Origin of the sequence: Sphingomonas sp. Leaf25 (assembly GCF_001421635.1) — a bacterium.
Classification (GTDB): Bacteria; Pseudomonadota; Alphaproteobacteria; order Sphingomonadales; family Sphingomonadaceae; genus Sphingomonas.
Window position 1 is genome coordinate 176707 of sequence record NZ_LMKU01000033.1, and the last position, 12917, is coordinate 189623.

A 12917-nucleotide genomic window follows, 5' to 3' on the forward strand; every position below is an offset into this window, starting at 1 on the left:
CCGCCCTAGAGGTCGCTGCGATGCTTCCGATCCATGCCGTCCTCCCCGATCTGCTGACCGTCTTGCGTGCCCGCTCTTCTGCCGTCCTCGTCGCACCGCCCGGCGCGGGAAAGACGACGGCGGTCGCGCCCGCGCTGCTTGCCGAGCCGTGGGTCGAGGGCGAAATCCTGCTGCTGTCGCCGCGCCGGATCGCCGCGCGCTCCGCCGCTGAACGTATGGCGGCGACCGCCGGCGAGGGTGTGGGCCGGACCTTCGGCTATGCCACGCGGATGGACAGCAAGCGGTCGGCGGCGACGCGGGTGACGGTGATGACCGAGGGCATCTTCGTCGCGCGGATTCAGGCCGATCCCGAACTGGCCGGCGTGTCGGCGGTGCTGTTCGACGAGGTGCACGAACGCAGCCTCGACAGCGATTTCGGCCTCGCCCTCGCGCTCGATGCGCAAGGGGCGCTCAGGCCCGACCTGCGCATCCTCGCCATGTCGGCGACGCTCGACGGTGATCGTTTCGCCGCGTTGATGGACGACGCGCCGGTAATCGAGAGCGAGGGGCGCAGCTATCCGCTGGAGCTGCGGCATCTGGGCCGCAATGCCGAGAGCCGGATCGAGGATGCGGTGGCGGCCACGATCCGCCTTGCGCTCAGGGAAAACGACGGCGGCATCCTCGCCTTCCTGCCCGGGGTCGCCGAGATCGAACGCACTGCACAGCGGCTGGTCGTGCCCGATGGTGCGGTGCTGCACCGGCTGCACGGGACGCTGCTGCCCGCCGAACAGCGTGCGGCGATCGCGCCCGACCCGGAAGGGCGGCGCAAGATCGTGCTGGCGACCAGCATCGCCGAAACCTCGCTGACGCTCGACGGGATCCGGGTAGTGGTCGATTCGGGGCTGGCGCGGCGACCGCGCTACGACCGGGCGGCGGGGATGACTCGCCTCACCACCGAGCGTGCGAGCCAGGCGGCGGTGACGCAGCGTGCCGGGCGCGCGGCGCGGCAGGGGCCGGGGGTCGCCTATCGCCTGTGGGAAGCCGCCGCCACCGCCGGGCTGCCGCGCTTCGACCCGCCCGAGATACTGGAGGCCGATCTGTCGGCGCTGGTGCTCGAATGCGGCAAATGGGGGGTGAGCGATCCGACGAGCCTGCGCTGGCTCGACCCGCCCAGCGCGGCGGCGGTCGAGGAGGCGCGCGCGCGGCTTACCACGCTCGGCGCGATCGATAGTGATGGACGGCCGACGCCGCATGGCCTCGCTATCGCCGGGTTGCCGCTCAATCCCCGGCTCGGTCACATGCTGATCCGTGCCGGCAAGGGCGGGTTCGCCGGCGTCGCCGCCGAGGTCGCGGTACTGCTTGGCGAACGTGGGCTGGGCGGCAACGACATCGATCTCGACCCGCGTCGCCGCCGTTGGCAGTCCGAGCGCGGGCAGCGCGCCGATGGCGCGCGGCGGCTGGCCGACCGGTGGCGGCGGCTGGTGCCGGGGCGCGACGATCCGCCAGCCGATGCGCTGGCGCGCAGCGTCGCGCTGGCCTTTCCCGACCGAATCGCCAAGCGGCGCGACGCGGCGGGCGAGCGCTGGGCGTCGGTCGGCGGGCGCGGTTTCCGGCTGGAGGGCGGCGGCTTCGGATCGAGCGAATGGCTGGCGGTGGCGGAGACGCAGGGGCAGGCGGCGGGCGCGCGCATCCTGTCGGCGGTGGCGATCGAGCCGGCGAGTGTCGAGGCGCTGTTCGGCGAGGCGATCGTGACCCGGCGCAGCGTGACCTTCGATCCCGCGACCGGGGCGATCACCGCGCTGCGCGAACGGCGGCTGGGGGCGGTACGGCTGTCGTCGGGGCCGGACGCCGCCGCCTCGCGCGAGGAGATCGCCGATGCATTGCTCGAAGGGGTACGGCGCGACCTTTCGTTATTGTCTTGGGCTGGGGGAGCGGAGGCGCTGCGGCGGCGATCGGCGTTCGTCGCGGCGATGCGGGGCGACGACGATCCGCTGGGCGATGGCGCATTGCTCGCCACGCTCGACGACTGGTTGCCGCCGTTGCTGGCGGGCAAGCGCCGGCTCGACGCGGTCGATCCGGCGGCGTTGCACGATGCGCTGGAGGGGCAGGCGGGCTGGGACTGGATGCAGCAGGTGCGCCGCCTCGCGCCTGCCCGGTTCGAGAGTCCCGCCGGTTCGACCCACGCGATCGACTATGCCGCCGAAGGGGGGCCACGGGTCGAGCTGCGCGTGCAGGCGCTGTTCGGGCTGGCCACCCATCCGATGGTCGCCGGGGTGCCGCTGACCTTGAGCCTGACCTCGCCCGCCGGACGGCCGATCCAGACGACGCGCGACCTGCCCGGGTTCTGGGCGGGAAGCTGGCGCGAGGTGTCGAAGGAGATGCGCGGCCGCTATCCGCGCCATCCATGGCCCGACGATCCGGCGGCGGCATCGGCGACATTGCGCACCAAGAAGGCGGACGCGCGGCGGGGATGAACCCCGTCACCCCGGTGCAGGCCGGGATTCATGGATGCGGGCGGCATCGATCGAGGCGCGAACTTCCGACACAATGGATTCCGGCCTGCGCCGGAATGACGGGGACAGGCTCAGTCCGCGCCGTGGCCCTGCGCGAGATAGTCGTCGGAGCGCATTTCCTCCAGCCGGCTGATCGTGCGGTCGAATTCGAACCGGCCGTCGCCGCGCGGGTAGAGGTCGCCCGGCTGGGCATCCGCCGCCGCCAGCAGCTTGACCTTATATTCGTAGAGCGCGTCGATCAGCGTCACGAACCGTGCCGCCTCGTTGCGGTTGTCCGGTCCCAGAACCGGGATGCCGACGAGGATGACGGTGTGGAACGTCCGTGCGACCGCCAGATAATCGGGCGCGCCGCGTGCCTCGCCGCACAGCCGCTTGAAGCTGAACACTGCGACGCCTTTCAGCGCCTTGGGAACGTGCAGCGTGCGGCCACCGACGTCGAGGTCGCACGACGGCACATGATCGCGGTCCTCGACGGCATGGTCGGTCAGGCGGAAGAAGGCGGCGGACAGCGCCTCGGTCGCGGCCGGGCCGTTCGGCACCAGCCATGTATCGACCGCGCCCAGCCGGTCGCGGCGGTAATCGACCGGACCGTTGAGTGGCAGCACGTCAAGGTTCGCCTCGAGCAGCTTGATGAACGGCAGGAAACTGTCGCGCTGCAACCCGTCCTTGTAGAGATCGGCCGGCGGACGGTTGGAGGTCGCGACCACCGTGACGCCGTGGGTCATCATCTCGGTGAACAGTCGCGACAGCACCATTGCGTCGGCGGTGTTGTTGATGACCATCTCGTCAAAGGCGAGGAGCTTCAGGTCCTTGGCCAGTGCCTCGGCGACCGGGGGCACCGGGTTGCCCGCTTCCTTGGCGCGTTCGACGGCAAGGCGGCTGTGGACCTCGATCATGAAGGCGTGGAAATGGACGCGGCGTTTGGCCGGTTCGGCGACGCAGTCGTAGAACAGGTCCATCAGCATCGACTTGCCGCGCCCGACCCCGCCCCACAGATACACACCGCGCGGGGCCGGCGCGCCGCTGCCGGTCAGCCGGGCGAACAGGCCGCGCTTGGGCGGGGTATCGATCTGGCCGGCGAGCCGCGACAGTCGTTCGGCGGCGGCGCGCTGTTCGGGGTCGGGGCGGAGTTCGCCGCTGGCGACCAGCGAGTCGTAACGGGCAAGAACGGTCTGCAACGATCAATCCAACAAGGGTTCGAGCCGGTCGAAAACGGGCTTCGGGCAGGCTCGAACCCGATGGGGCGCCGGATCAGATGGCGCGTTCGACTTCCATCTTCTTGATTTCGGCGATGGCCTTGGCCGGGTTCAGCCCCTTGGGACAGACGTTGGCGCAGTTCATGATGGTGTGGCAGCGATAGAGGCGGAAGGGATCTTCCAGCTCGTCGAGCCGCTCGCCAGTCATCTCGTCGCGGCTGTCGGCCAGCCAGCGATAGGCCTGCAACAGAATTGCGGGACCCAGGAACTTGTCGCTGTTCCACCAGTAGCTGGGGCACGAGGTCGAGCAGCAGGCGCACAGGATGCACTCGTAGAGGCCGTCCAGCTTCGCGCGATCGTCAGGCGACTGGAGCCTTTCCTTGCCGGCGGGTTCGGGCGTAACCGTCTGGAGCCACGGCTTGATCGAGGCATATTGCGCGTAGAAATGGGTAAAATCGGGGACAAGGTCCTTGATGACTTCCATATGCGGCAACGGCGTGATGCGAATGTCGCCCTTGATGTCCTCGATCGCGGTGGTGCAGGCGAGGCCGTTGCGCCCGTCGATGTTCATCGAGCAGGAGCCGCAGATACCTTCGCGGCACGAACGACGGAAGGTGAGCGAGGGGTCCTGCTCCGACTTCATCTTGATGAGCGCGTCGAGCACCATCGGGCCGCATTCGTCGAGATCGATCTCGAAATCGTCGTAGCGCGGATTCTGGCCCGAATCCGGGTCGTAGCGATAGACCTTGAACTTCTTGATCCGGCCCTTCGTCGCCGACGTGTGGGTCGTGCCCTTCTGGATGCGGCTGTTCTTGGGCAAACGGAATTCGGCCATGGTGCTCGCTCGGTCAGCTTGGGGGCGATGCTCCGCCCGATATGCGCGTCAGATACATGACAGGTAGTGCTGCCGCAAATGCGAACAAGGGAAAAATCCTCCCCGTGACCGGGGAGGACCCTTCACATTACCGGCAATCCTTCGAGCAGCTTGTCGAGCGTCGCGGGATAGTCGCGCACCCGTATGCCGGTCGCGTTGTAGATCGCGTTCGTCACCGCCGCGCCCGCTCCGCCGATGCCCAGTTCGCCGATCCCCTTGGCATGGAGCGGGTTGGCATGGATGTCGCGTTCGTCGAGGAACACGATGTCCATCGCCGGAACGTCGGCATGAACCGGGACATGATATTCGGCGAGATCGTGGTTGACGATCCGCCCGTCGCGGTCGTCATGGACCAGATCCTCGGTCAGCGCGGTGCCGATGCCGAACACGATGCCGCCGATGCACTGCGACCGGGCGGTCTGCTGGTTGAGGATGCGCCCGGCGGCGAAGGTCGCGTGCCAGCGGGTGACGCGCACCTCGCCGGTCACGGCATGGACCTTCACTTCGCAGAAATGCGCGCCATAGCTGGCCTGCGAGGTCAGCTTTTCCTGTTTGCCCGGCTTGATCGACCCGGTGGCGGTCAGGCCGTCGCCGATCAGGTCGGTAAGCGGCACCCGGCGGTTGCCGGCGGTCGCATGGCCATCCTTGAGCGTCAGGTCGGCGGGATCGGCGTCCATCACCTTCGCCAGTTGCTGGCGCAGGCTCTCGCACGCCAGATAGACCGACGATCCGGCGCTGCCCGCGCCCCATGATCCGCCCGACCCCGCGCCCGGTGGCGACTTCGTATCGCCCAGATGCACGTCGACCCGCTCGACCGGCAACCCCAGCATCTCGCCCGCGATCTGGGCGAGAATGGTGTAGGTGCCGGTGCCGATGTCGGTCATGTCGGTTTCGACCAGCGCACGCCCGTCGGCCCCGAGCGACACCGCCGCTTCAGAGGGTTGCAGCATGTTGGCGCGGGTGGTCGACGCCATGCCCTGACCGATCAGCCAGTCGCCCTCGCGCCTGCCGCCCGGCGTCCGGTTGCGTGTCTCCCAGCCGAACGCCCTGGCTCCTTCGTCGAGACAGCGGGTGAGCGCGCGCGACGAATAGGGAATGTCCTTTTGCGGATCGCGGTCGGGATCGTTGCGACGGCGCAGTTCGACCGGATCGAGCCCGGTGAGTTCCGCCAGTTCGTCCATCGCGTTTTCGAGCGCGAGGAGGCCGACCGCCTCGCCCGGTGCGCGCATCGATCCCGACAGCGTCTGGTTCAGTTCGACCAGATCATGGGTGATGACCCGGTTCTCGCCGCCGTAGAGGAACGAGGTCGCCTGTCCGGCGGGTTCGAAATAGCCTTCGCCCGGCAGGTTGGAACACAGGGTTTCGTGGCCGATGCCGGTCAGCGTGCCGTTCGCATCGGCGGCGAGGCGCAGGCGCTGCTGCGTGTTCGAGCGGCGGAGCGTCGCCTCGAACACCTGCTGGCGGGTCATTACCGTCTTGACCGGGCGACCGACCGCTTTCGCCGCGATCGCGGTCGCGACGGTATCGGGCGAGATGCCGAGTTTGGAGCCGAAGCCACCGCCGATGTAGCGCGCGACGATGCGGACCTTCGACTGGCGCTCGCCGAGCGACTTGGCGAGCTGCTGTTTGTCCGACGACGGCATCTGGAGCGCGCCGTAGAGCGTCAGCCCGTCGTCGTCCCACACCGCGATCGAGGCGTGGGGCTCCATCGCCGCCGAATTCTGCGACGGGGTGCGCCAGACGTCGTCGACGGTGAACGCCGCACCGGCCATCGCACGGTCGAGATCGCCCTGTTCGTGATAGGGCGGCATCGATCCCGGCGGCGGCTTGGCCGCGCTGTCGAGATGGTCGTCGAAGGTATAGACCCCCGTTGCGGGCTCGAAGCGGACGACGACCAGCGCCGCCGCGTCGCGTGCCACCTCGAAACTCTCGGCGACGACGATCGCGACCGGTTCGCCGAAATAGGCGACGTCGGCCACGCCCTGCGTCGGGGCGCCGGTTTCGCCGCCCTGCTGCGGGTTGCGGATGAAGTTTTTCAGGTCGACCACCACGTCGATCACGCCGGGCAGCGCCTTGGCCCCCTCGGCATCGATCGCGGTGATCTTGCCCGCCGCGAAGGTCGCGCGGACGAGGAAGCCGTGGGCGAGGTTCGGGATGTCGTATTCGGCGGCATAGGTCGCCTGTCCCGCGACCTTGAGCGGACCGTCGACCCGCACCAGCCCCTTGCCGATGATGCCCTGCACGCCGTCGTCGAGCAGGCTGTGTTCGACGGGCTTGTCCATCTGGAGCGCGTTGGTGGTCATGCGGTCAGCTCCCTGAGCGTGGCGATCAGCGTGCGGCGCGCCAGCGGAATCTTGAAGTCGTTGCTGCCGAAGCCCCGGGCGTCGCGCAGCAGGATGTCGGCGGCCTGCCCGAACAGCGCATCCGACGGCGCGTTGCCGATCAGCGCCGATTCGACCGCGGCATCGCGCCACGGCATCGGCCCCAGACCACCGAAGGCGAGGTGCGCCGAGGTGATCGTGCCGTCCTCGATGGCGACGATGCCGGCGACCGACACCAAAGCGAAGGCATAGGAGGCGCGGTCGCGGACCTTGCGATAAATCTGGCGGCCCGCCGGGGCGGGGGGCAGTTCGACATGGGTGATGAGTTCGCCCGGTTTCAGCACCGTCTCCATATCGGGGCGGTCGCCGGGCAGGCGGTAGAAATCGCCGATCGGGACCCGCCGCCGCTCACCATCGCCGCCCAGCGTGATGATCGTGGCATCCAGTGCGCGCATCGCGACGGCCATGTCGCTGGGGTGGGTGGCGATGCAGTGGTCGGACGTGCCGAGGACGGCGAGGATGCGGTTGAAGCCTTCCTGAGCGTCGCAGCCCGATCCCGGCACGCGCTTGTTGCAGCGCGACGCCGTCTCGTAGAAATAATAGCAGCGGGTGCGCTGGAGGAGGTTGCCACCGGTCGACGCCTTGTTGCGGAGCTGGCCCGAGGCACCGGCGAGGAGCGCACGGCTCAAGACTTCGTAGCGCTCGCGGACCTTTGGGTCGGCGGCGAGATCGGAGTTGGGGACCAGCGCGCCGATCCGCAGGCCGCCGTCGTCGGTTTCCTCGATGTCGGACAGCGGCAGGCGGCTGATGTCGACCAGCCGCGCTGGCGTTTCGACCTGCAATTTCATCAGGTCGAGCAGGTTGGTGCCGCCGGCGATGAAGCGGGTGTCGGGATGGGCGGCCTCAGCAACGGCGGTTTCGGCGCTGTCGGCCTTGGCATAGTCGAACGATTTCATTCCGCTGCCTCCGCATGGGCGGGCTGGTTCGCGTCGGCGACTTCGCGGATCGCGTCGACGATATTGGGATAGGCCGAACAGCGGCACAGGTTGCCGCTCATCCGTTCGCGGATTTCCGCGTCGGTGAACTCGGGATCGGACAGGTCGGCGCTGACGTGGCTTGGCCAGCCCTTCGCCACTTCGTCGAGCATGCCGACCGCCGAACAAATCTGCCCCGGCGTGCAATAGCCGCACTGGAACCCGTCGTGGCGGACGAAGGCGTCCTGCAGGGGATGAAGGTCGCCGGGGGTGCCCAATCCTTCGATCGTCACGATGTCGTCATCCTGATGCATCACGGCGAGGGTCAGGCAGCTATTGATACGGCGGCCGTTCACCAACACGGTACAGGCACCGCATTGGCCATGGTCGCATCCCTTCTTGCTGCCGGTCAGCGACAGATGTTCGCGCAGCAGATCGAGCAGCGAGGTGCGGATGTCGACCTCCGCCTGATGGGGCTGGCCGTTGATGGTGAAGTGCATGGGGGCGGTGCTCCGAGGGTAGGAACGGGCAACGTCCCGAACGCAAAGGGTTTCCTGTTGCGAAAGGATCGCAGATGTTGGGGTTGATGCTGGTGATGGCGCTGGCCGGAGGAACTGCCGTGAACGAGGAACGTCCCCTGTCGCCGCCGATCGTCATCGCCCACCGCGGGGCGAGCGGATCGCGGCCCGAGCATACGCTCGCCGCCTATACCCTCGCGATCGAGCAGGGGGCGGATTTCATCGAACCCGATCTGGTGCTGACGAAGGATAACGTGTTCGTCGCGCGGCACGAGAACGAGATTTCGGAGACGACCGACGTCGCCGATCACCCGGAGTTCGCAGGCCGGCGGGTGACGAAGACGATCGACGGGCAGGCGATGACTGGCTGGTTCACCGAGGATTTCACGCTGGCCGAACTCAGGACGTTGCGGGCGAAGGAGCGGCTGCCGCAGCTTCGCCCCGGCAACACCGCCTATGACGGGCAGGACGGCGTGCCGACGCTGGCCGAGGTGATCGCGCTGGCCAAGCGGGCGTCGGCGGCGACCGGGCGGACGATCGGCATCTATCCCGAGACGAAGCATCCGACCTATTTCGCGTCGATCGGCCATCCGATGGAGGCACGGCTGGTTGCCGAGCTGAAGGCGGCGGGATGGGATTCGGCGGCGGCACCGGTGTTCATCCAGTCGTTCGAGGTGGACAATCTCAAGGCGCTCAAGAAGCTGACGGGCATTCGCCTGATCCAGTTGATGGATGCCAGCGGCGGCCCGGCCGACCGCGCGGTGGCGAGCTATGCGGCGATGACGACGCCGGCGGGGCTCAGGGGGGTCGCGGGCTATGCGTGGGGGATCGGGCCGAACAAGGTGATGGTCGCGGGGGGCAAGCCGCTGATCCATGACGCGCATGGGGCGGGGCTGCGGGTGCATCCGTGGACGTATCGCGCGGAGAACGTCTTTCTGCCCGAGGCGTACCGGGTCGCGGGCGGGCCGGCGGCGCAGGGCCGGGTGGGGCAGGAGATCGCCGACGCGGTGGCGGCGGGCGTCGATGGTTTCTTCACCGATTTTCCGCTAATCGGGGCGCAGGTACGCGACAAACCCTATTGAGGATTTCCCGGAGCATGCGAGCGGCGTGGATGGTGTTGATGCTGGCCCCCCTGACCGGGGGCTGTGTCAGCACGGTATGGAATGTGGCGACCGCGCCGGTGCGCGCGGGGGCGCAGGTGGTCGACTGGACCACGACCAGCCAGTCGGAGGCCGACCGCAACTACGGCCGCAAAATGCGCAAGAAGGAAGCGCGCGAGGGGCGGGAAATGCGGAAGCGCCGGGCGAGGCGTAGCGAAGCTACGTCTGAGCCGTACTAGGCGCGCCCGGCCGGCGGCGCGGAAAGCGCCGTTCGACGACACGGGCTTTGCCCGTGGCGGGGCTTGGGTCGGTCGGAACGGCTGTCCGGGCAGGAGCCGCTATCGTCGGCGTGTATGGATTCCGGCCTTCGCCGGAATGACGATGGCGCGCCGGGCGAGGTGCAGCGAAGCAGCACCGCGCCGCATCAGGCGCGCCCGGCCGGCGGCGCGGAAAGCGCCGTCCGACGACGTGGGCTTTGCCCGTGGCGGGGCTTGTGGGACTCGGAACGGCTCCCGGTCAGGAGCCGCATCGTCAGCGTATATGGATTCCGGCCTTCGCCGGAATGACGAATGGGTGGGGTCGGGCGCGTTGCGGCGGGGCAGGTCTTTGCGGGTCGGCAATTCCCCCCAAAGTTTACAAAGTTTACACTAACAGCACAGTTGTTGCGAACCATTCGCGGGTACGACCATCGACGATGTCCAAGGAGCGCGGCGGGGTTCAGCCCGCCGTTCCCGCCACCATGGCCGATGTCGCCGCTGTAGGACAGTTCGCCGCCAGCGCCTGCGCCACCGCGCGCAGGATCGCGGGGCGGGTCTGCACGCCGTAATGGCTGCTCGGCACATGGACCGCGTGGCAGCCGGGTTCGCCCGCGACATGGCAGCACAGGCCGTTGACGAGGCCATCGCTGGCGCTCCAGATCGCGGTGGCGGGGACGGGCAGCGGGCGGCGGACCTCGTCGGCGAGCGCGAGGAGCGCGGGATCGTCGACCGATTCGCCGCTGATCCATTCGTAGAGCCGCCACACCCGGGTGGCGCGCGCCGGGCCGGCATAGGGGCTGGCGACCGTCACCACCTGCGCGACCGACGCGGGCACGCGATGCGCGGCGAGGCGGGCCATGATGCCGCCCATGCTGACCCCGACGAGCGCGACCGGGCGGCCGCTCGCCTGCGCCAGATGGTCGATCCGCGCGAACAGGGCGGCGCCATCCGTGCCGATGCTGCGCTGGCCGAAGTTGCGGCCCAGTCCCCAGCCGTGCGGGGCATGGCCGAGGCTGCGCAGGAACCGCGCCATCAGCAGCATCGACCGGTCGCTGTTGAACAGGCCGGGCAGGAGCAGCACCGGACCACCGTCGCCGCGCGGCGCACCGTCCAGCGCGGCGCGCCACCGGAACGGGGTGCCCGCCAGTGCCCATGCGGCGCGGGGCGTTTCGGCGAGGAACTGCCGGAGCGAGGGAGGCCCGTGGATCACGTCGTCCGTCCTGCGGTGCCGGCTCGCTTCCCCTCCCCGCCACCCACTTGAGTATCCTGATGGGTGGCGGGGAGAGGGTAGCCCGGCAAAGTACTACTTTGCCGGGACCCGAGGGGGAGCGGGCCGGCACCGCGCTCAAACTTGCTCTTTCGCGGGTTTCCAGAAAGCGTCACAGCCATGCCGTAACCGTCACCGGAAACGGCGTCCATGCCCCCATCGGCACGCCCGCCGCGCGCAGCGCAGCGCCGGTCCAGCTATTGCAGGTCGTGACGGCGCTGTAGCGGCCGCGCGCGGGATAGAAGGCGTCGGATGGGCCATAGCCGGCGATCGGCGCATGGCCCGTCGCGAAGCTGGCGCGGATGTGCGCGGCGAGGCGGCGGTACTGGTCGGGCGACAGGGTGAGCGGATAGACACCGCGCTGTCCGGCGGGATCGGGCAGAGCGTCGACGTGCATCACCACCGCGTCGCTGCCGATCGCGGCGGCGAGGATGGTGGCGGGCTTCACATCGGCCCACGTCGGCGTGCCGAGATAGAAACCGCGCTCGCCCCAGCCGAACGAGCGCCAGGCGTGGCCGGCATGGCGCGAATCGGTGAGGTCGCCCGGCCGTACCAGATCGTCGAAATCCACGCCGTCGATGCGCGCGGGGACGACGATGCCGGTATGGATGCCATTGTCCTCGACATAGATGCGGATGCCCTGCGCCGGGGTAGCGCCGCCGGCAGGAATCGCGCCGCCGGCCAGCCCGGCGAGCAGGTAGATGCCGGGGAGGAGCAACAGGCCGCCGAGCATACCCGAACTCCGGCGCAGCAGTTTCCGTATCGTCATGGCGCATGCTACAATGCGGGAATGGCAAGCGAAACCCATGTACTCGACCGCCCGCCCGAGGGTGCCAACGCCGACTGGACCATCCCGCAGGGGTGGGACGGCTATAGCGCGCAGGATCATGCGACATGGGACACGCTGTATGCGCGGCAGATGGCGTTGCTGCCCGGCCGTGCCTCGGCGGCGTTCCTGCGCGGGCTGGATGCGCTGAAGCTTTCGGAATCGGGGATTCCCGATTTCGAGGAACTGTCCGATCGGCTGGAGGCGCTGACCGGATGGCGGGTGGTGGCGGTGCCGGGGCTGGTGCCCGACGACGTGTTCTTCACCCATATGGCCAACCGCCGCTTCGTCGCGGGCAATTTCATCCGCCGGCCCGATCAGTTGGACTATCTGCAGGAACCCGACGTCTTTCACGACGTGTTCGGTCATGTGCCGATGCTGGCCGATCCGGTGTTCGCCGATTACCTCGCCGCCTATGGCCGGGGGGGGCTGCGCGCGCTGGAGCTGGGGTCGCTCAAGCAACTGGCGCGGCTGTACTGGTACACGGTCGAATTCGGGCTGGTGCAGGAAGAGGGCGAGTTGCGCATCTATGGTGCGGGGATCGTGTCGAGTGCGTCGGAAACGCGCTTCTCGCTGGAGGATGCCAGCCCCAACCGGGTGATGCTCGATCTCGCGCGAGTGATGCGCACCGACTATCGGATCGACGATTTCCAGCAGACCTATTTCGTCATCCCCTCGTTCGAGGAACTGCTGCGGCTGACGATCGAGACCGATTTCGCGCCGGTTTACACCGCGATCGGGCATGCGCCGGCGGTGGCGGTGGATGCGGTGTTGCCCGAGGATGTGGTGGTGACGCGGGGGACGCAGGCCTATGCGTTGGGGAAGGCGGGGTAGGGTTGGCGCGGAGGCGCGGAGGGGTATGCGGCGGTTGTTGCGTGCCATGCACCCCTCCGTCTTTCCCGCGAAGGCGGGAATCCATAGACGCAGCGGTTGCGCTTCTTGCCACGACGTCGGCGTGTATGGGCTCCCGCCTGCGCGGGAGCGACGGTTACAATGGAGCAGGTCGACTACCTAAGCGCTCCCCTCCCTGACAAGGGAGGGGCTGGGGGTGGGTTGGCTTGGGGCTGGCGGAACCGTCCCTCGCGGGCCGGG

General features: G+C 68.6%; 11 protein-coding genes. 4 read left to right on the forward strand and 7 right to left on the reverse strand.

Annotation, left to right across the window (positions count from 1 at the left end):
• The first annotated feature begins 20 nt into the window (after positions 1-20).
• On the forward strand, positions 21-2453 hold the full coding sequence (gene hrpB / locus ASE78_RS15880) for an ATP-dependent helicase HrpB (RefSeq protein ID WP_056498434.1): 2433 nt from the start codon (positions 21-23) through the stop codon (positions 2451-2453).
• Positions 2454-2563: 110 nt separating this feature from the next.
• Here the strand turns inward: hrpB and zapE are convergent, their stop codons facing one another.
• From zapE to ASE78_RS15905, 5 genes are all read right to left on the reverse strand, one after another.
• Positions 2564-3670 (reverse strand): cell division protein ZapE, encoded by a 1107-nt coding sequence (gene zapE / locus ASE78_RS15885; RefSeq protein WP_056498435.1) that lies wholly within the window; start codon positions 3668-3670, stop codon positions 2564-2566.
• 73 nt (positions 3671-3743) lie between these two features.
• Positions 3744-4523, reverse strand: coding sequence for a succinate dehydrogenase iron-sulfur subunit (locus ASE78_RS15890; RefSeq protein ID WP_055757485.1), 780 nt, complete (start codon positions 4521-4523; stop codon positions 3744-3746).
• Between the two features lie 122 nt (positions 4524-4645).
• Positions 4646-6865, reverse strand: a complete 2220-nt coding sequence (locus ASE78_RS15895) for a xanthine dehydrogenase family protein molybdopterin-binding subunit (RefSeq protein ID WP_056498437.1) — start codon at positions 6863-6865, stop codon at positions 4646-4648.
• Positions 6862-7839, reverse strand: a complete 978-nt coding sequence (locus ASE78_RS15900; RefSeq protein ID WP_056498438.1) for an FAD binding domain-containing protein — start codon at positions 7837-7839, stop codon at positions 6862-6864. The genes ASE78_RS15895 and ASE78_RS15900 overlap by 4 nt, the downstream gene beginning before the upstream one ends.
• Complete coding sequence (locus ASE78_RS15905; protein WP_082467271.1) at positions 7836-8357, reverse strand: 2Fe-2S iron-sulfur cluster-binding protein; 522 nt, start codon at positions 8355-8357, stop codon at positions 7836-7838. Before ASE78_RS15905 ends, ASE78_RS15900 begins: the two co-directional genes overlap by 4 nt.
• A 74-nt stretch (positions 8358-8431) precedes the next feature.
• Here ASE78_RS15905 and ASE78_RS15910 point away from each other — a divergent pair, with 74 nt between their 5' ends.
• Both ASE78_RS15910 and ASE78_RS15915 read left to right on the forward strand, forming a co-directional pair.
• Entirely contained in the window at positions 8432-9457 is a 1026-nt protein-coding gene (locus tag ASE78_RS15910; protein ID WP_235515110.1) for a glycerophosphodiester phosphodiesterase, read from the forward strand.
• A 14-nt stretch (positions 9458-9471) separates the two neighbouring features.
• Positions 9472-9714, forward strand: coding sequence for a hypothetical protein (locus tag ASE78_RS15915; protein ID WP_056498440.1), 243 nt, complete (start codon positions 9472-9474; stop codon positions 9712-9714).
• 478 nt (positions 9715-10192) lie between these two features.
• Here ASE78_RS15915 and ASE78_RS15920 read toward each other — a convergent pair whose 3' ends face one another.
• Complete coding sequence (locus ASE78_RS15920) at positions 10193-10942, reverse strand: alpha/beta hydrolase family protein (RefSeq protein WP_235515111.1); 750 nt, start codon at positions 10940-10942, stop codon at positions 10193-10195.
• Positions 10943-11111: 169 nt separating this feature from the next.
• The gene (locus ASE78_RS15925) at positions 11112-11768 is read right to left on the reverse strand and encodes a TIGR02117 family protein (protein WP_056498442.1); all 657 of its coding nucleotides are present in this window, start codon (positions 11766-11768) and stop codon (positions 11112-11114) included.
• A gap of 21 nt (positions 11769-11789) precedes the next feature.
• Between ASE78_RS15925 and phhA the strand changes: the two genes are divergently transcribed.
• Entirely contained in the window at positions 11790-12659 is an 870-nt protein-coding gene (gene phhA, locus ASE78_RS15930) for a phenylalanine 4-monooxygenase (RefSeq protein WP_056498444.1), read from the forward strand.
• Positions 12660-12917 lie beyond the last annotated feature (258 nt).

What these genes read in the sequence shown, in the direction of transcription:
- ASE78_RS15890 (WP_055757485.1), bottom strand. Translation starts at nt 4,523, where the DNA reads ATGGCCGAATTCCGTTTGCCCAAGAACAGCCGCATCCAGAAGGGCACG.
- ASE78_RS15925 (WP_056498442.1), bottom strand. Translation starts at nt 11,768, where the DNA reads ATGACGATACGGAAACTGCTGCGCCGGAGTTCGGGTATGCTCGGCGGC.
- ASE78_RS15915 (WP_056498440.1), top strand. Translation starts at nt 9,472, where the DNA reads ATGCGAGCGGCGTGGATGGTGTTGATGCTGGCCCCCCTGACCGGGGGC.
- ASE78_RS15895 (WP_056498437.1), bottom strand. Translation starts at nt 6,865, where the DNA reads ATGACCACCAACGCGCTCCAGATGGACAAGCCCGTCGAACACAGCCTG.
- hrpB (WP_056498434.1), top strand. Translation starts at nt 21, where the DNA reads ATGCTTCCGATCCATGCCGTCCTCCCCGATCTGCTGACCGTCTTGCGT.
- ASE78_RS15910 (WP_235515110.1), top strand. Translation starts at nt 8,432, where the DNA reads ATGTTGGGGTTGATGCTGGTGATGGCGCTGGCCGGAGGAACTGCCGTG.
- phhA (WP_056498444.1), top strand. Translation starts at nt 11,790, where the DNA reads ATGGCAAGCGAAACCCATGTACTCGACCGCCCGCCCGAGGGTGCCAAC.
- ASE78_RS15905 (WP_082467271.1), bottom strand. Translation starts at nt 8,357, where the DNA reads ATGCACTTCACCATCAACGGCCAGCCCCATCAGGCGGAGGTCGACATC.
- ASE78_RS15900 (WP_056498438.1), bottom strand. Translation starts at nt 7,839, where the DNA reads ATGAAATCGTTCGACTATGCCAAGGCCGACAGCGCCGAAACCGCCGTT.